Annotated in this window: 15 protein-coding genes and 3 pseudogenes; 8 read left to right on the top strand and 10 right to left on the bottom strand. The window is 69.2% G+C overall.

Annotated features, from left to right (window positions below):
• Nucleotides 1-519 precede the first annotated feature (519 nt).
• Nucleotides 520-1,023: an RICIN domain-containing protein gene (locus AB0N63_RS29855; RefSeq protein ID WP_365533704.1), complete on the bottom strand. Its 504-nt coding sequence runs from the start codon at nucleotides 1,021-1,023 to the stop codon at nucleotides 520-522.
• A gap of 59 nt (nucleotides 1,024-1,082) precedes the next feature.
• Nucleotides 1,083-1,625 carry an RICIN domain-containing protein gene (locus tag AB0N63_RS29860; protein ID WP_365533707.1) on the bottom strand — a complete coding sequence of 181 codons (543 nt, stop codon included), beginning with the start codon at nucleotides 1,623-1,625 and terminating at the stop codon, nucleotides 1,083-1,085.
• Between the two features lie 223 nt (nucleotides 1,626-1,848).
• On the opposite strand from AB0N63_RS29860, the gene AB0N63_RS29865 reads away from it, so the two are divergent.
• Together AB0N63_RS29865 and AB0N63_RS29870 are read left to right on the top strand one after the other, a co-directional pair.
• Nucleotides 1,849-2,307, top strand: coding sequence for a helicase associated domain-containing protein (locus tag AB0N63_RS29865; protein ID WP_365533708.1), 459 nt, complete (start codon nucleotides 1,849-1,851; stop codon nucleotides 2,305-2,307).
• Between the two features lie 391 nt (nucleotides 2,308-2,698).
• Nucleotides 2,699-3,025 carry a hypothetical protein gene (locus AB0N63_RS29870; protein WP_365533711.1) on the top strand — a complete coding sequence of 109 codons (327 nt, stop codon included), beginning with the start codon at nucleotides 2,699-2,701 and terminating at the stop codon, nucleotides 3,023-3,025.
• Between the two features lie 1,449 nt (nucleotides 3,026-4,474).
• Here the strand turns inward: AB0N63_RS29870 and AB0N63_RS29875 are convergent.
• The 5 genes from AB0N63_RS29875 to AB0N63_RS29895 all read right to left on the bottom strand — a co-directional run bounded on the left by AB0N63_RS29875 (nucleotide 4,475) and on the right by AB0N63_RS29895 (nucleotide 7,750).
• Nucleotides 4,475-4,636, bottom strand: coding sequence for a hypothetical protein (locus tag AB0N63_RS29875; protein WP_365533713.1), 162 nt, complete (start codon nucleotides 4,634-4,636; stop codon nucleotides 4,475-4,477).
• Nucleotides 4,637-5,315: 679 nt separating this feature from the next.
• A complete protein-coding gene (locus AB0N63_RS29880) occupies nucleotides 5,316-5,822 on the bottom strand; it encodes an N-acetyltransferase family protein (RefSeq protein ID WP_365533715.1) in 507 nt (168 codons plus the stop codon).
• The gene (locus AB0N63_RS29885; RefSeq protein ID WP_365533717.1) at nucleotides 5,819-6,235 is read right to left on the bottom strand and encodes an arsenate reductase ArsC; all 417 of its coding nucleotides are present in this window, start codon (nucleotides 6,233-6,235) and stop codon (nucleotides 5,819-5,821) included. The genes AB0N63_RS29880 and AB0N63_RS29885 overlap by 4 nt, the downstream gene beginning before the upstream one ends.
• A complete protein-coding gene (gene arsB / locus AB0N63_RS29890; RefSeq protein WP_365533719.1) occupies nucleotides 6,228-7,349 on the bottom strand; it encodes an ACR3 family arsenite efflux transporter in 1,122 nt (373 codons plus the stop codon). The genes AB0N63_RS29885 and arsB overlap by 8 nt, the downstream gene beginning before the upstream one ends.
• Nucleotides 7,346-7,750 carry a metalloregulator ArsR/SmtB family transcription factor gene (locus tag AB0N63_RS29895; RefSeq protein WP_365533721.1) on the bottom strand — a complete coding sequence of 135 codons (405 nt, stop codon included), beginning with the start codon at nucleotides 7,748-7,750 and terminating at the stop codon, nucleotides 7,346-7,348. Before AB0N63_RS29895 ends, arsB begins: the two co-directional genes overlap by 4 nt.
• 80 nt (nucleotides 7,751-7,830) lie before the next feature.
• On the opposite strand from AB0N63_RS29895, the gene AB0N63_RS29900 reads away from it, so the two are divergent.
• Entirely contained in the window at nucleotides 7,831-8,301 is a 471-nt protein-coding gene (locus AB0N63_RS29900; RefSeq protein WP_365533723.1) for an ArsI/CadI family heavy metal resistance metalloenzyme, read from the top strand.
• Between the two features lie 1,089 nt (nucleotides 8,302-9,390).
• On the opposite strand, the gene AB0N63_RS29905 is transcribed toward AB0N63_RS29900, so the two are convergent.
• Nucleotides 9,391-9,588, bottom strand: coding sequence for a hypothetical protein (locus tag AB0N63_RS29905; protein ID WP_365533726.1), 198 nt, complete (start codon nucleotides 9,586-9,588; stop codon nucleotides 9,391-9,393).
• Nucleotides 9,576-9,821 carry a hypothetical protein gene (locus AB0N63_RS29910; protein WP_365533728.1) on the bottom strand — a complete coding sequence of 82 codons (246 nt, stop codon included), beginning with the start codon at nucleotides 9,819-9,821 and terminating at the stop codon, nucleotides 9,576-9,578. Before AB0N63_RS29910 ends, AB0N63_RS29905 begins: the two co-directional genes overlap by 13 nt.
• 66 nt (nucleotides 9,822-9,887) lie before the next feature.
• Here AB0N63_RS29910 and AB0N63_RS29915 point away from each other — a divergent pair, with 66 nt between their 5' ends.
• The 3 genes and pseudogenes from AB0N63_RS29915 (at nucleotide 9,888) to AB0N63_RS29925 (ending at nucleotide 11,838) form a co-directional block, all read left to right on the top strand.
• Nucleotides 9,888-10,226 (top strand): DUF6233 domain-containing protein, encoded by a 339-nt coding sequence (locus AB0N63_RS29915; RefSeq protein ID WP_365533731.1) that lies wholly within the window; start codon nucleotides 9,888-9,890, stop codon nucleotides 10,224-10,226.
• Between the two features lie 44 nt (nucleotides 10,227-10,270).
• Nucleotides 10,271-11,100, top strand: a pseudogene (locus AB0N63_RS29920) (IS5 family transposase).
• Between the two features lie 3 nt (nucleotides 11,101-11,103).
• The gene (locus tag AB0N63_RS29925; protein WP_365533734.1) at nucleotides 11,104-11,838 is read left to right on the top strand and encodes a carbohydrate ABC transporter permease; all 735 of its coding nucleotides are present in this window, start codon (nucleotides 11,104-11,106) and stop codon (nucleotides 11,836-11,838) included.
• Nucleotides 11,839-12,058: 220 nt separating this feature from the next.
• Here AB0N63_RS29925 and cas3 read toward each other — a convergent pair.
• Nucleotides 12,059-13,496: pseudogene (gene cas3, locus AB0N63_RS29930) on the bottom strand (CRISPR-associated helicase Cas3'); the annotation flags it as partial.
• Nucleotides 13,497-13,506: 10 nt separating this feature from the next.
• Between cas3 and AB0N63_RS29935 the strand changes: the two are divergent.
• Nucleotides 13,507-14,106, top strand: a pseudogene (locus AB0N63_RS29935) (tyrosine-type recombinase/integrase); the annotation flags it as partial.
• Nucleotides 14,103-14,426 (top strand): helix-turn-helix transcriptional regulator, encoded by a 324-nt coding sequence (locus AB0N63_RS29940; RefSeq protein ID WP_365533736.1) that lies wholly within the window; start codon nucleotides 14,103-14,105, stop codon nucleotides 14,424-14,426. The pseudogene AB0N63_RS29935 and the gene AB0N63_RS29940, both read left to right, overlap by 4 nt.
• The last annotated feature ends 2,285 nt before the right edge of the window (nucleotides 14,427-16,711 follow it).

Genomic DNA, 16,711 nt, shown 5'->3' on the forward strand with positions numbered 1-16,711 from the left:
CCGCGGAGCGGGTACCCCATCGCTGCGCGATGGGCAAGCGAACACCCGCGCTGCGCGCGGGTGTTGCGCTCCCGCTCCGCGGGAGCGCTGGCGGAACGCTGCGCGGGAGCGCTGGCGGAACGCTGCGCGTTCCGCTCACCAACCCGGCTACGCCGGGTTGGTGACGCTCCGTCCGCTGCGCTCCCGGAGCTGCGGAGCCTGCGGCTCCGCTGGGTGGCTCCGCTGCGCTCCAGCCACCAGGGGGTGCTGCGCGCCCCAAGGCCGGCCCTGCTGCGCGGGTCGGCCAACGGGCCTGCGGCCCGGGCAGCGAGGAGAGGGGGTGGCTGGGGAGGGTGAGCCTGCATCAGGTGAAGCAGCATGTACCGTTGGCAGAACCAGGCCACCCCCCTGCTTCAAACTACAAACCCAGATGAACTCTGGAACCAGACCACACCCCCGGGCCTTTGGGCCAAGCGGGACATGGAGGAGGAGACGGAGGCATCGCGCAACTCACCCGCCGCCACCAGGCAATCCTGGCCGCTAATAACTCCATTCCTGGTTGCTCCGGCCGTTGCATGACCACTGGATGACACGGCCGTTGTCGGCAGTTCTTGCGCCCTGAACGTCCACGCATTTCATAGAGTGGGCAGCCTTGAGTGGAGTGTCCCACGGCTTGGCGATGTTGATGTAGAACTTTTGGTTGGCCGAGCCGACGCAGGTGTACTGGTCGATGGTGGCACCTTTGGACTTGCTCCCACCATGGACTGTGAGGCATTTCTGGCTGTTCATGTTGCGGAGGCTGTAGGAGAGCCCGCCGGTCCATTCGAAGTTCCAGCGCTGATTCGCGGCGCCGACACACTTGTATTGGTTGACGACAGCGTTGTCCGCTTTGCTGGCCCGGTACACTGTGAGGCATTTACCGCTGTGCTTGTTCTTCACGTACTTGACGGTCGAGGCGGCTGTTTGGGCCTGGTGGGCGGCGGCGACGTTTACGGCAGGGCCATCGGTTGCGCTGGAGGCAGCAGCAGGCAAGATCATGAACATCGCGCCTGTGGTTGCTGCTAGGGCTGATACGAGTGTCGTTCTCGTGACCTGCCCCATGGTCAACCAGTCCTTTGCCACAGTTGATTGTTCCGGAAGTTGCACGACCACTGGATGATGGGCGCGTTGTCAGCCTTGGAGGCACCCTGTACATCGAGGCACTTCTGGCTTTCGAACGAACGGATCACCTTCCCGCTCCAGGGCCACATGAACAACTGGTCCTCGGCGCCATTGCAGGTCCACTGGATAAGTGGTGCCCCATTCTTATGACTGCCACCGGCCACAGAGAGGCATAAACCGCTCTGGTATCCAGTGATCCTCCATGTGAGGTCTGCGACGTTGTAGAGGGTCCACCACTGGTTCTTGGTGCCTACGCACTTGTACTGGTTGACTTTTGCGCCGCGTGCCGTGCTGGCCCGGTACACGGTCATGCACTTTCCGCTGTGTTTGGCCTTGATGTAGAAGACCATGTCAGACTGGCCCTTGACGTGTTCGAAGCTGAGCCCAGGCGGTAGCTTCTTTTCTGTACCGTGCACGACTGTGGTTGTTCCACGATGATGGCCGCCGCTGGGAGCAGCGAATCCGGTGCCGGCCAACATGGCCATGATGGCAGTCGTGCTGAGAAGTACTGCGGTCTGTTTCCCCCGCACTTCTGGACCTCCATCTACGATTAGGTGTCCGTGTCGAAGAACACTAGGACCGTCGCTTGGCGCGGACATCCTGTGGGAGGTTGGTCTTACGGTCATACCCACGCGGTAGGTCGGACGCGACCTCAACCCTGCGCGGTAGGGAACCTCAGCCCTGCTCGCCGAGCTGGACGCGCTCGGCATGGTCTGGTCCAAGGCCGGCGGGAAGATCCCCGCGGCGGGCGAGGTGATCGCGCGGGGCGAGGAACTCGGCGCATGGGCCGCCGCGCAGCGCCGCCAGTGGGACACGCTCCTGCCCGCACAGCGGTGGCTGCTGGAGAAACCTCTCGAGCTGGAGCGAGCGGCCTGGAACGAGCGGTCCGCCCGCCGGTCCCAGAGCGCCGCATGGGAACGGAACATCACTGTTGCCCGCCAGTTCCACGCCCGCGAGGGCCATCTGCGGGTGCCCTGGAAACGCGTCGACCAGAACGACGGCGAGCCGGTGAAACTGGGCTCGTTCATCGCCCGCCGCCGCGCCGGGAAACCCCAGCCTGGAGCGTCGGGCCGATCTGGACGCGCTCAGCATGCGCTGGTAGGCAGGCGCATTCCGGCTGAGGCCGAGCGTCACATTCGGCCGCCATTACGACATAACCATGCGTAGGGACAAGTGGCCGGGACCGCGAGGTCCGGGCCTTGCCCATGCCGTCGTCCGCCGGGTCGCAGGCCTTGACGGGCTAACCAGTCGGTGTGCCATAGGCGACGGATTCAAGGCGCTGTGGTCAGCAGGTTGTTCACCGTCTTGAGCTTCACGCATCCGGGAAGGGCGTATTCAACAGCCGCAGAGTGTCAGGAAGTTGCAGATCGGGAGTATGGAACGGCTCCGACGGCCGTGACAGCTTGCCTCTCGCTCACTGCACTTGCGCCGCTAAGGCCAAGCCCTGCGAAGGTGCGCACCCCGAAAACTTCCCGCCCTGCTGCTGTCCTGCCCCGTACCGGGCGCAGCAAGGGGTCAAGCAACCGTTCCCCGCCGCCTCGCCATCTTGGAGTTCGTCATGGCCCTCAGCGTCCCCAACACGGCCACCGGCATCGCCGGAGTCCTGAGCGACCTCACAGGCGCACCCTGGTGGATCGGCGTCCTGCTCCTGCTGCCCGTCGTCCTACAGGGTGTAGGCGCCTTCATCGCCAGTGTGATCCCCGTGGTCTCCCAGTACCGGACCGAGGCGATGCGGCGACGGATCCTGCAGAGGACGGACGACCAGGCCGCACTGGCCCACCTCGAACGCGTGCAGCTAGCTTCGACGGCGGGGCCGTCACCCGCAACCGACAACCCCGCCGCAGAGAGGCAGCGAGCAGACGACACGACCGAGTCCCCGCCCTGACAACCACCCCCAGGGCCGCCGACGGCGATCCGGCCGCCCAGCAGGAGCAGCGGGATGTACGACGCGGCCCGCCGCCCGACGGTGCCTGTGGGAACCCTGGTGGCGTTCGTATCGGGGGCCGGCCATGGTCGTGGGCGGCATCCTGGCCAGTCTGCTGGGCAATGTCGTCTCCAGCTTCTGCCGTGTCTGCTGTTGGTGGGCCGGCAGGCGCTGAGGCGAGGGCCTGTCGGCTCCGGCCTACGACAGCTGCTCCGAGGCGGCCGGTTGAGGGATCCGACGGCCTGTCACGTCGTCGGCCGGCGCGTTGGTCCGGTCGGAGCCGGGCGGGACCTTCCCCTCCGCTTCAGCCGCCGAAGTGGGCTCTGCCTCGTCGCGTCGGACATGTGAGGCGTCGTCAGCCTCCAGGGGTCGTGCGGCAACCAGGTTTGGCAGGGGGCGCGTTCACGGAAGGCGTGTGCTTCCGGTGTGACGTTGCGCACCCGCGGTGCAGGAACTCGGCACTGCGTACCAAACGGGCGCGGGCATCGGCCCTGTTCGGCGGCTTCGGATTCCGTTGCGCCCATGCGAGCGGCGCTCTGCCCAGGCGCGTAGTGGCACGCAGTGCCGTTCTGGTGGCACTGTCGCGAAGTTGACGTGACGCGGGGCGCTGCTGCGCTCGGGTATCGTTCCCGCATCTGTCGCTCCAGGGGCTCACGAGCAGTCGTGTGCTCCCCCGGGGAGTCCACGAAGTCTGTGGGCCTTCCACGGGACCTGCGAAATCCGCAGGCCCACGGAGATTGGGGTGATGGACCCGATGGCTGTCGATGAACTGCCTGAGGGGCACTGCCGATGCTGCAGCAGGCGGGAGGGGTCCTATCGGATCGCTCGCTGGCTGGGGCCGGCCTACACGGTCTACCGGATCGTGCGGGACCACTGGCCCTGGTAACGCGGAAAGCCCCGACCTAAGGGTCGGGGCCGCGCTGCAGACGGTGTGCTGAGGAGGGCCTCACCTGGGCTTGGCCGGCGTCGGGTGGGGCCTTCCGTATATCCGAATGCGGTTACCCTCACGTAAGGCAAGACAGTTGCATTTTATGTGTCAACCGTCACACATCGCTGCGAGGACTCCCCCATCGTGCCTCAACTTGCGGTGATCGTGCGACTGGTAGCCGTATGTTGGCTGAGCGATTGATGCAATTGATGCAGATAACACCCCAGCTCGGAAGCCGTTTTCCACTACCAGAGTGACACAGATCACATCCTGAGGGGTGAGGATCAGCACACTCAGGCGAGCCTGTATGGGGCGGTTTGCCAGTAGTTCACCAGCCGCAACCCCACCGGACCCACCGCGTCCGCTCGCAAGCGGAGGTACTTTACCGGCCCACTCCGACAACAGGTCGCCGACCAGTCGGCAGCTCATCTGCTACAGCTCCGGCCCGCCCATCGTGACCATGATCTCAGGGGCAAGCCCCGTCAGTACCGGTAGCCGGTAGCGGCGTAGGCGCCGACCACCCACCCGCGACGCCCACGGCCGAGGTCGGACATCACCTCGCGGTAGGCCCACCACACGTCATCGGCCGTGACACCCCAGCACTCCGCGTAGGAGCCGGTGCCCTTCGGCAGCACGGCCAGCACACGGGCCGCGTGCCACGGCCGGCACGCAGCCGGACGGCCTGCGTGGTGTGCAGCTGCGCACCGGCCGCCTTCGTGTTGCACGCCTTGGGGTGGGGGGGCCAGGGGTCGGCCGACGCGGCCAGCGCGGTGCACACCACGGTCACGAGGGCGGCGGCCGCCGCTGCCGCCGCGCGGATCAGTCGCTTCATGCCCGGCCAACCCCCGCCTGCGCCAGCACGGTCACGGGGAAGGCATCACCCAGACGATGCGCTGGCCCTCTTCCCCCGGCTTGCCGTCACGCACAGGCGTCAGGGCGTGACGGCTGCTGAACGCGAACGACGCCGCCAGGCTCGCGTACGGCAGCGCGGCGAGCAGTGCGTCGGAACGCTTGCGGATCCAAGGGGGTGTCGTTGCTGGACCAGGTGCTGCCGCACTTTGGGCAGCGATACCGGGGCCAGGGATGCGGGCGGCTCTCCAGCAGCGCCTTCAGCGCCTCGCCCCGGCGTCGATCGCCGCCCACCGGAGGCGCGCCTGCCGCCAGGCCCCCTCTGGCACGCGGCCATGCAGTAGCGCCGGCTCGTCCAGCACCCGTCCGGCAGGCGCGCCCCGCACTGCCGGCATCGAGCCGCTTTCCTGCTGACCACGCCTCCAGTCGTGGCAGCTTCCTCTTTGAGGTAACCGTCCGTGGTGGCCGTCGCGCTCAGTTCACGCTTGTGCTGCGGCGCTCGACCAGGACGACGTCGCGCCATGCCCCGTGGTGGCGGCCGATGCGTTCGCGGGTGCCGATGACGCGGAACCCGGCGCGCTGGTGCAGGGCGAGGCTGGCGGTGTTCTCCGGGAAGATGCCGGACTGCACCGTCCAGATGCCGGCGGCGTCGGTGGAGGCCAGCAGCGCTTCCAGCAGCGCGAGGCCGATCCCGCGGCCGCGGGCGTCGGGGTGGACGTAGACGGAGTGTTCGACGACGCCGGCGTACGCGCACCGGTCGGAGACCGGCACCACGGCGGCCCAGCCCAGGACCCGGCCGCCGTGGAGGGCGACCAGGCGGTGGTCGGGCAGCTTGGCCTTGTCGAACGCTTCCCAGGTGGGGGCGGTGGTCTCGAAGGTGGCGTTGCCTTCGTCGATGCCGAGCTGGTAGATCGCCAGGACCTGCTCGGCGTGCTCGGGCCGCAGCGGTGTGATGCGCGCGCCGGTGTCGGTGGCTGTCATGCTGCGGGCTCGATGGCGAGTTCGGCGAGCAGGCCGCGGATGCGGCGCTCGATTTCGTCGCGGATGGGCCGGACGGCCGCGACGCCCTGTCCGGCCGGATCGTCGAGTTGCCAGTCCAGGTAGCGCTTGCCGGGGAAGTAGGGGCAGGCATCTCCGCAGCCCATGGTGATGACGACGTCGGATGCCTGCACTGCCTCGGTGGTGAGGATTTTCGGGGCCTCGGCCGAGATGTCGATGCCCGACTCCCGCATCGCCTCGACCACGGCCGGGTTCACCGTGTTCGCGGGGGCGGAGCCGGCCGAGCGGACCTGGACCTGGTCTGCTCCGAGGTGGGTGAGGAAGGCGGCGGCCATCTGGGAGCGGCCTGCGTTGTGGACGCATACGAACAGCACGGACGGCTTGGTCTCAGACATGAGCGGAGCTTTCCGGGAAGACGGCGGGTCGGGCCGCCGGGGCGGATTGCGGGAAGAAGCGGCGGGCGGCCAGGGCGACGTGGACGAGGCCGATGAGGACGGGGACCTCGATGAGCGGGCCGACGACTCCGGCCAGGGCCTGGCCGGATGTGGCGCCGAAGGTGGCGATGGCGACCGCGATGGCCAGTTCGAAGTTGTTGCCCGCGGCGGTGAAGGCCAGCGTGGCCGCTTTCGGGTAGTCGAGTCCGATGGCGCGGCCGGCGGCCATGGACCCGGCCCACATGAGGGCGAAGTACATGAGCAGCGGCAGCGCGATCCGGGCGACGTCGAACGGCTGGGAGGTGATGGCGTCGCCCTGGAGGGCGAACAGCACCACGATGGTGAACAGCAGTCCGTACAGGGCGAACGGGCCGATGCGGGGGATCAGCTTCGTCTCGTACCAGGTGCGGCCCTTGGTCTTCTCGCCCAGGCGGCGGGTGAGGAACCCGGCCAGCAGCGGGACGCCGAGGAAGATCAGCACGCTGCGGGCGATCTCCCATACCGACACGTCGAGCGCGGTCTGCTCCAGGCCGAGCCAGCCGGGGAGCACGGAGAGGTAGAACCAGCCCAGCAGGCTGAACGCGGCGACCTGGAACACGGAGTTCAGGGCGACCAGGACGGCGGCGGCCTCGCGGTCGCCGCAGGCGAGGTCGTTCCAGATGATGACCATCGCGATGCAGCGGGCCAGGCCAACGATGACCAGGCCCGTGCGGTAGGCGGGCAGGTCCGGCAGGAAGATCCAGGCCAGGGCGAACATGAGCGCCGGGCCGATCAGCCAGTTCAGCAGAAGCGAGGGGATCAGCAGGCGCCGGTCGCGGGTGACGGTGTCGAGGCGGTCGTAGCGGACCTTGGCGAGCACCGGGTACATCATCACGAGCAGGCCGAGCGCGATCGGCAGCGAGACGCCGGTGACGGTGACCTCCGCGAGCGCGTCTCCCAGACCGGGCACGAGACGGCCCAGGCCGAGGCCGGCCGCCATCGCGATCAAAATCCACACGGCGAGGAAGCGGTCCAGGAAGGACAGCCGCCCGGCGACTGGCCCCGCGGGGGCCGTGGCTGCGGCTTGCGCGCTCATGACGCTGCCCCGGCCGCCGGCGCGGTCTCGGCCGGGACCTGTCCGGCGGGCCGGGTGAGGATCGCCGCGAGACGGTCGGTCATCTGCGGCAGCAGCCGGTAGTACACCCACGTCCCGCGCCGCTCGGAGTCGATGAGCCCGGCCTGCTTCAGCAGTTTGAGGTGGTGGGAGATCGTCGGCTGGGACACCTCGAAGGCGGGGGTGAGGTCGCAGACGCACACCTCGCCGCCCGCACGGGAGGCGATCATCGACAGCAGGCGCAGCCGGACCGGGTCGCCCAGGGCCTTGAACACCTTCGCCAGCGTCTCGGCCTGACCCTCGTCCAGCGGGGCGGTCAGCAGGGCGGGGCAGCAGCCCTCGACGCCGTCCTGCCCGAGCACCACAAGCTCTTGTTTCGACATGCTTCTATGTTGACGTTTTTCGATTCAAGGCGCAAGGTTGCATCGACAGGCATCGATGCAACCGATCCGGGGAGACCGCCATGTCCCGTGCCCAGCTCGCGCTCAACGTCGCCGACCTCGAGGCGTCGGTGGCCTTCTACTCGAAGCTCTTCGGCGTCGAACCCGCCAAGCGCCGCCCCGGCTACGCCAACTTCGCGATCACGTCCCCGCCGCTCAAACTCGTCCTCATCGAGGGCGAGCCGGGCCAGGAAACCCGCCTGGACCACCTCGGCATCGAGGTGGAGAGCACCGACGAGGTCATCGCCGCCACCGACCGCCTCAAGGAGGCGGGACTCGCCACGTTCAAGGAGAACGACACCTCCTGCTGCTACGCCCTCCAGGACAAGGTCTGGGTGACCGGCCCCGGCAAGGAGCCGTGGGAGGTCTACGTCGTCAAGGCCGACACCGACCAGCTGGGCAAGAGCCCCGTCACCGGCGCAGACGCCTGCTGTGCCGGGCAGGAGGAACCCGTCCCCGCGCCGGCATCCGCGGGCTGCGCCTGCGGCAACTGAGCGCAGCGCTCACCCTTCTTCCGGCCCTCTCCTGCACGGCCTCAGAGCCGTGCAGGAGGCGCAGGCCCGGCCTCGCCCGGGCCGGCCGTGCCCTCCCTGGAAGCCGAGGCCGGCGAAGTCGCCCTGAACTCAAGGCGACTCCCGGGCCACCGCACCGGCGTCCCGCCGGCCGCGCCGCGCAGGACCGGGCCGTCAGTGCCGGCAGCCGGCAGCGGCGTAGACGCCGGCCACCCCACCCGCGACGCCCACGCTCCCGGCCGGACATGACCTCGCCGTAGGCCCACCACGCGTCATCGGCCGTGACACCCCAGCACTCCGCATAGAAGTGTCACCACAACTTCCAGAACCCGACGGCCGACTGATCCGACGCCAACTGTCCACCTGAGCTGCGGGAATGCGGAGACGAGAAGACGTCGAGATTTTTGAACAGGGTCGTCTTACGGGCCGCCTTCGCACCCAACCTCCTGCCGCCAGACCCGGCGAAGAAGTCGATGACCTCGGCCGTGCGGGCCGCGACCGGGCGCTGTCCGGGGCCGCCGAACTTGGCATGGGAGTTCAGCAGGCATCCCCGTCAACGACGGATGGGCGAGGCAGGCCACGCGTCTCGGACGAGGATGGCGCGGCGGCCTCCGCCCGCTGCTTCTTCAGGTGCTCGGTGGGCGCGACCACGCTCGCCTGCTGGACGACGTGGTGGTGCAGCAACGAGGGTGCGGTGAGCGACGAACCTGATCGCGATCTCGTCGCCGGTCTTGTTCCGTGCGGCTATGGAGTTCTGGCACCGCAGCTGAGAGAGCCGCTCGCGTACCCGTGAGCGGAGTGCGAGAGCGGCTTTGATTCAGCGTGCTCAGCTGGTGCGCGGCGGGACCCTCAGAGGATGGGTTCCCGCCCTGGTCCCGGCGACGGCCGTGGAGCTCATCGAGGACGTCGGCGAGAACGGACATGGACTTGGGCTCCGCCCGCGCGATCTGATCCGTGAGGGTGAGCGCCTGCAACGTCGGGGCCATCTGATGCAGCAGCGCGTCCGGCAGTGCCGCGGCGCACTCCAGTACGGCGGCACGCAGCGGACCGCGCCGGGCGCGCCGTGTGCCCCTACGGCCAGCTGCCCAGCTCCCGGCCGCTCTCCTCGTCCACGAGCACGATCCGGGGATCCGGCAGGGCTCCGTACTCGCCCACCCACTTGGCGAACTTCCTGACCGCGGCCGCCCGGTCGTTCCAACAGCCGTACACGACCGTCCGACCTGCGGAGTACGCGGTCAGATGGAAGCGGCCGGGAGTCAGCTCGTCCATGCGGCGATCATGCAGTCACGGCAGGCATCCACCCACCGCAAACCGAGACCCGGCACGTCCAGGCGGCGCGTCGCGACGGCCGGCGCACCGCACGCCGAGCAGCACCGGCGCTCCGGTGAGAGCGGGTGGATGCGGGCCTGATATCCGGAGTGACGCGACGGGCCGTCCGGCGCCGCCTCCAGGTCGTGGGGGTCGATGCCGAGGACGGTGAGGACGCGCAAGCCATCCGGCATGACCGACTCCTGATCACCCGCCCGCTCACGATGCTCGCCAGCAGCCTACCCCCTATCATCGAACACGTGACCGATTTGCCGCCCGACCTGCCCCGCCTGCGCACCCTGGAGACCTGGCTGCGCTACAGCCTCGCCCGGGTCCAGCAGGAGATCGCGGCGCGCGAGCGGCGCGAGCAGAAACGGCAGCGCGGCATCGCCGCCCGCCCACCGCGCCCGGACTGGGTCCTCGAACGCGGCCTCAACCGGACCTCGCCGCCGGTCTCCGTCCACACCGGGGACTGCCGGATGTCCGGCAAGCGGGTCCAGGCCATCGACCAGATGACGGCGCTCCGGGCGCTCGCCGAGGGCGTGGCCGCCTGCACGCACTGCCGGCCGGACAGCGCGCTGGGCTTCGCCGACGGCTAGGCAGTGTCTTCAATTGATCTTGAGTGGTGGATCATGGTCGGGTGATACGTCGCCATGAACTGTCCGATGAGGAGTGGGAGTTCCTCCGTCCGTTGCTGCCCGAGTCCTTGCGTGGGCGGAAGCGGTCGGACGATCGGACCGTGCTCAACGGGATCGTGTGGAAGTTCCGGACGGGCACGGCCTGGCGGGACGTGCCTGAGCGTTACGGGCCTTGGCACACCCTGCACACCCGCTTTCGCCGGTGGGCCCTGGACGGCACCTTCGAGCGGATGCTCCAGGCCGCCCAGGCCCGGGCGGACGCGGCGGGAGAGGTCGACTGGCTGGTGTCGGTCGACTCCACCGTCGTGCGTGCCCACCAGCATGCCGCCGGGGCCCGAAAAGGGGGCGTCGCAGCCCCGCACTCGGACGCTCCCGGGGCGGCCTGACCAGCAAAGTTCACCTGGCCTGCGATGCTTTCGGGCGTCCGCTCGCCTTCGTGCTCACGGGCGGCAACACCAACGACTGCACCCAGTTCACCACCGTGATGGAGGCGATCCGGGTGCCTCGCATGGGCCCGGGCCGTCCCCGGACGCGGCCCGCACACGTGCTGGGCGACAAGGGCTACAGCTCCCGCGCGATACGGACCTGGCTGCGACGCCGCGGCATCAGTCACACCATCCCCGAGCGGGCCGACCAGATCCGCAACCGGCTCCGGCGCGGCAGCCGGGGTGGGCGCCCGCCGGCCTTCGACAAGCAGCTCTACAAGCAGCGCAACGTCGTGGAACGGTGCTTCAACCGCCTCAAGCAGTGGCGCGGCATCGCTACCCGCTACGACAAGACCGCCGAGTCCTACCAGGCAGCCGTCACCCTCGCATCGCTCCTGATGTGGGCGTGACATTTGAAGACAACTCCTAGCGAAGTCGCCGACGGCCAGGGGGCGCTGGCCCTTCCGCACGACTGGCTCAACCTCTCCAACTACGCGACCGCCTTCTCCGACGGCCACATGCTGATGGCCCTCGGGAACACGGCCTTCATCCTGCTGTTCTCGATCACGGGCACGGTCGTCATCGGCTCCATGACGGCGTACGCCATCGACCGCTTCGCGTTCCGCTTCAAGAAGCTCGTCATGGCCCTGTTCCTGATCGCCACCCTGGTGCCTGGTGTGACCACGCAGGTGGCGACCTTCCAGGTGGTCAACAGCTTCGGTCTCTTCGACACCCGCTGGGCGCCGATTCTGCTCTACATGGGCACCGACATCGTGTCGATCTACATCTTCCTGCAGTTCATCCGGGGCATACCGGTCTCGGTCGACGAGGCGGCACGGCTGGACGGGGCCAACGCCTTCACCATCTACCGCAGAATCATCTTCCCGATGCTGAAGCCGGCCATCGCCACCGTCGTCATCATCAAGGGAATCACCACCTACAACGACTTCTACATCCCCTTCCTCTACATGCCCTCGGAGAACCTGGGCACCATCTCCACCGCGCTGTACCGCTTCAAGGGACCGTTCGGGGCGCACTGGGAGACCATCTCGGCCGGAGCCATCCTGGTGATCGTGCCCACCCTGATCGTCTTCCTGTTCCTCCAGCGCTGGATCTACAACGGTTTCGCGCAGGGAGCGAGCAAGTAACGCACGAGGGTGACCAGCGCGGTGTTCCATGTGCCCCCACGCCGCTCGGCAGCGCGGGGGCACGCGCTTTGCATCTGTCCGCCACCGGCATGCGGCGACCCGCCCTTGCGGCGGTCACAGGCCAGGGCTTGGCAGGCGGAAACCCTGCCCCGGGCGTCCGCTCTCCGCGTCGGGCGTCAGGCGTCGGCAGCAGTCCAAGGCAACGGGATCGCCCCGCTCTCGGCGCGGGCACCGGGGCGCTCCAGTCGGCTCCGGTGACCAGGCAGCGCGGGCGGCGCAGCCGTTCGGGCCGGCCGCTCTGCTGCCGGCCGCCGCGCAGGTGGCGGTGGAGGCGGCCCATGCGCTGCAGGAGAAGGTCGAGCGGGGCGAGGTCGGTGACGAGGAGGTCGAAGTCGACGTCCAGGGACTGCTCGGCGACCTGGCTGGCGACGACGTGCGCCGTCTGCGGCCGGTCGGTGCTGCCCGCGGGCGGCCCGAAGCGGTGCAGCAGGCCGGCGTCCTTGGCGGCCCGGTCCACGTCGACGAAGCAGGAATGGGCGACGGTGACGCTCTCCTGGCCGAACCTCTCGCGCAGCACGGCCGCCGCGTCCAGGACGCGGCGCACCGTGTTGCGCACGACGAGGGCGCAGCCGCCGCCGGCGAGTTCCATCTCCAGGCGGTCGGCGAGGACCTTCAGGTCGTCCTCCGGCGGTTCTGCTTCGACGTCCGTGGCGCGGGCCCGAGCCGGCCGGACGCCACACGGACGGCGGCCCTCCGGGCGCGACCGCGGTCAGCAGGGGATAGTCGCCCGTCTCGGCGACGGCGTCGAAAGCGGCCGCATCCACGCCGGCGCCGGCGTAGGCCTGGGCCGGTTCCCGGCGGCGGGCGGCGGGCAGCGTCGCCGACAACACCACCACCGGCACCCGGTAGCCGCCCAGCCAGGACAGCACCCGGTCGAGATAGACGCTCATGTAGGCGTCATAGGCGTGGGCCTCGTCGATGACGACGACCTTCCCCGCGATCACGAGGTGACGCAAGGCCAGATGCCGGCTCTTCAGGCCGGCGAACAGCAGCTGGTCGATCGTGCCCGCCACGAACGACGACAGCATGGCCTTCTTCCGCCCCCGCAACCACTGGTGCGCCACGAGTTCGGCCGCCGCGGCATACCCTTCACCGGCCGGCCGCCCAGACCTCGGTGCGTCACCGTCCACGTCGACCGCGGCGATCGGCCGGCCCGCAGCCATGAGATCGACGAAGTCGTCGTTCAGAGCAGCCTTGGAGTGGGCCAGCAGCACCGAGTGACGGGCCCGGGGCGGGGCCGGCAGACGCTCCAGCCAGTGCAGCAGACGGGGGAACATCGCGTTGCCGGTGGCCATCGTCGGCAGCGCGAAGAACACGCCGCCCGCCCCGGACCGCGCGGCGAAGATCTCCGCGACGGCGAGCGCGGCTTCCGTCTTCCCCTCCCCCATCGGCGCCTCGATCACCATCAGTCCCGGCGCGTCCATCGCCCGCGCCAGCTCCACCGCCGCCTTCTGCACCGGCCGCACCCGGGCACCCGGCGGCAGGTCGAACCGGGACGCGAACAACTCCTCCACGTCCCCGGCCGGTTCCGCCGCCCGCCACGGCCCGGGCAGATCCAGACCCCGCCAGGCGGCCGCGACGCGCTCGGCTCCTGTGCGGGGCCGCGAGCGCGGACGTAAGGGAGCGCTGGCGGCGCTGCGCTGCGCGGTCATGCTCAAGGCCGTCTACGCCTACGGGCTGCGCCGCCAGGAAGCGTGCGGACTGGACATGGTCGACCTGCGGCGAAATCCGAAGGTCCCGTCATACGGGCGGTTCGGCGGAATCTTCGTACGGTTCGGCAAGGCCTCCAAGGGCGGGCCGCCCAAGCGCCGCACCGTGCTGACGGTTCCGGAAATGGACTGGATCGTCGGCATCCTCACTGACTATTTCGGCGAGGCCCGCATCGGGTTCTCCCCGGGAAAGCACCCGGCCTTGTGGGTCACCGAGCGTCGGGGCCGCGTCTCCCTACGGGGCCTGAACGGCGCCTTCACCGCGGCCCGTGAGCTTGCCGAACTGCCCGATGAACTCGACTTGCACAGCCTGCGGCACAGCTACGTGACTCACCTGATCGAGTTTGGCTACCCGGAGCGGTTCGGGCAGGAGCAGGTCGGTCACACCTACGCCAGCACCACCGCGATCTACACCGGGGTCTCGGACGACTACCGCAACCGGCTGCTGGAGCGGGCCTTGAAGGAACGCCACGGCGTTCTGTGGGAGGAGCCGGCGTGATCCGCAAAATGGGCGTGGTGTGGCACCTGCGACTGCGTATGGCCGAGAAGGGCATGTTCCAGACCTCCGCGCTGGTGCCGCTACTCGCGGAGCGGGGTGTCCACCTGTCCCGAGAGCAGGTGTTCCGGCTGGTGACGCAGCCGCCTCAGCGACTGTCGGTAGACACCCTCGCGGCACTGTGCGACATCCTCAACTGTCAGCCGAACGACCTGTTGGAGGTCAAGGTCGTCAACGCGGAGATCCGCAAGACTTCGGGCGAGGCGGCGCCAGCTCAGCCACGAGCGCGTCACACCACGGTCCGACGCCCTGACCTGACGTGACCCGGCAGGGCAAAACCCATGGCGGCTTGGCCCGGATCAGGGAACGTCTGCGCGTGCTTTTACCGGGCCTGGACGGCCGGGTCCTGGAGGAGGTCTTGCAGGAGGCGGTCATTCGCGGCGCTGCAGTCGGCATCCTCGACCGGCACTTAGCTGAGCACCCCGACACGCTGACCCGCCCGGGAACGGCGGCGCCGTTCGCGCTGGTCCGGCTCGCGCACGCGCTGCTCGACCACGGCACTCCCGGTGTCACAGCGCCGGTCTGCGCGGACTGCGGCAAACCTTCGCGGAAACTGGGCCGCCAGTATGACGGGCGAAGCCTGTGCCCGAACTGCTTCAGCCGGGCTCACTACGCGACCTGCGTACGATGCGCGCGCCCAGCCCGCCGCACCACCGCGCTTGAGGACGGCCCGGTGTGCCCCAACTGCAAGCGCGCCGCGGCGATGCCCCACTGCACGACTTGCGGCCGGGAGGTACGCGGCGCCGCCCGCCTTCCCGACGGTCTGCCGCTGTGTCACCACTGCAGGCCCAGACCTGCCCGCGCCTGCATTTCGTGTGGAACAGAGGCGCCCGTTCAGTCGATCACGGCCGCAGGCCCAGTCTGCCGGCAGTGCTATCGCTCCCCGACGCGGCAGTGTGGGCGGTGCGGTGAGGTGCGGTCCATCATGCAGCGTGCCTGCGGGGACGAGCCCGACCTGTGTGCCCAGTGCTGTCGCGTGCCCGACCGCACGTGCTTTCAATGCGGCCGTACTCGCCGCGTGGCGGCGATCGTCCGCGGCAAGCCGCTGTGCCCGGGCTGCCACGAACGCCGACCGCGGTCGTGCGCGATCTGCCACCTGTCCCGCAAGGTGCAGGCTGAATGGCCCCTCGGCCCGGTCTGCAACACCTGCTACACCCGGGTCCGCCGCGCACCCGCCACGTGCAGCGAATGCGGCCAGAAGCGCCCACTGATCGGCCGCCGCCTGGACGGAGCTGCCTGCTGCGGTCCGTGCTGCGGGGACGGCCCGGCCTACGAATGCCAAGGTTGCGGCAACAGCGGACTGCTCTACCGCCGCGGATTTTGCGCCCGCTGCGCCCTCGACCAGCGCTTAACCAGCCTGCTGGCCCCCGACGCACCCTGCGTCCCGGAGCAGCTTGCCCCTGTGCGAGCGGCGCTTCTGGTCGCAGGCCGACCCGTGACCGTGCACCACTGGCTCGACCTCGACGGCGTCGCTGACCTATTCGCCGCCCTGGCAACAGGACGGACAACGATCACACACCGGGACCTGGATGCCCTGCCCGACAAGCTGATCACCGCATACGCCCGCGATCTCCTGTCGACCGCCGGTCTTCTGCCGACCCGCCATGAAGAGGTAGAACGTCTGCCTCGCTGGCCGACCAGGCCCTCGCGCAGGCCCCAGCAGGGCACCGGCAGATCGTCAGCCCTTTCGCGCACTGGTATGTCATCCGCCGCCACCGCGACCGAAGCCGCCGCGGCCAAGGGCTGGGCGCTTCGTCCCTGGCCCGGACCCGCTCCCTCATCCAGCGTCCGCTGGAACTGCTGGCCTGGCTGGACGACCAAGGCATCGCCCTGGCCGACCTCAACCAGCCGGCCCTCGACCGCTGGCTGTCCCAGGGCAAGCGCCACCGCGGGGACATCCGCCAGTTCCTGCAGTGGACACACCGCCACAAAGTGACCCGCGACCTGAACGTTCCCGAGCGCCGGGTAGAGCAGCCCAGCGTCTTCATCGAGGACGATGAGCGTCTGCAGCAGCTTCGACGCTGCGTGCACGACGAGACCATCCCGCTTCCCGCGCGAGTGGTCGGCAGCCTCGTCCTCCTCCTCGGCCTGCAGATCAGCAAGATCCTCCGGTTCACCACCGAGGATGTCTCGGTGGACGGAAGCACCATGCGCCTGCATCTGAACGGCCACTACGTGGAGTTGCCGCCCCGTATCTCAACCCTCGTCCGGCAGCGCCTGGAGCAGGCCGAAGCCGCTTGGGAGAACAACTGCAGCGGTTCCCCGGGGGACGGCCGGGCGACGGAACCCGACGTCCACGGATTTCCGTGCCTCGCGGGCGGCGCGCTTCCGCGGCCCCGCGTCCGGACTCCTCGTGCGACACCCACATGCCCCGCACCTGCCCGCCGTCGGAGTGCGACACGGTCGGCCTGTGCCCAGTTCCCCCACCACATGCCGACGCCGGGCGCGCCGCCAGGCCGAAGGCTGCCGCGTCCATGCCCCAAAGCCCGGACTCCCGGGCCCTGGGCGCGGCTGCGAACCCTTAGGGTGGATGCGCGTCGAGGTGCGT

The organism is Streptomyces sp. NPDC093260 (assembly GCF_040683715.1).
GTDB classification, from domain to species: Bacteria; Actinomycetota; Actinomycetes; order Streptomycetales; family Streptomycetaceae; genus Streptomyces; species Streptomyces sennicomposti.

Coding starts and splice junctions, on each gene's coding strand:
- AB0N63_RS29880 (WP_365533715.1), bottom strand. CDS start 5,822: ATGACAGCCACCGACACCGGCGCGCGCATCACACCGCTGCGGCCCGAG.
- arsB (WP_365533719.1), bottom strand. CDS start 7,349: ATGAGCGCGCAAGCCGCAGCCACGGCCCCCGCGGGGCCAGTCGCCGGG.
- AB0N63_RS29895 (WP_365533721.1), bottom strand. CDS start 7,750: ATGTCGAAACAAGAGCTTGTGGTGCTCGGGCAGGACGGCGTCGAGGGC.
- AB0N63_RS29900 (WP_365533723.1), top strand. CDS start 7,831: ATGTCCCGTGCCCAGCTCGCGCTCAACGTCGCCGACCTCGAGGCGTCG.
- AB0N63_RS29860 (WP_365533707.1), bottom strand. CDS start 1,625: ATGGCCATGTTGGCCGGCACCGGATTCGCTGCTCCCAGCGGCGGCCAT.
- AB0N63_RS29905 (WP_365533726.1), bottom strand. CDS start 9,588: ATGGACGAGCTGACTCCCGGCCGCTTCCATCTGACCGCGTACTCCGCA.
- AB0N63_RS29855 (WP_365533704.1), bottom strand. CDS start 1,023: ATGTTCATGATCTTGCCTGCTGCTGCCTCCAGCGCAACCGATGGCCCT.
- AB0N63_RS29870 (WP_365533711.1), top strand. CDS start 2,699: ATGGCCCTCAGCGTCCCCAACACGGCCACCGGCATCGCCGGAGTCCTG.
- AB0N63_RS29865 (WP_365533708.1), top strand. CDS start 1,849: ATGGTCTGGTCCAAGGCCGGCGGGAAGATCCCCGCGGCGGGCGAGGTG.
- AB0N63_RS29885 (WP_365533717.1), bottom strand. CDS start 6,235: ATGTCTGAGACCAAGCCGTCCGTGCTGTTCGTATGCGTCCACAACGCA.
- AB0N63_RS29910 (WP_365533728.1), bottom strand. CDS start 9,821: ATGCCGGATGGCTTGCGCGTCCTCACCGTCCTCGGCATCGACCCCCAC.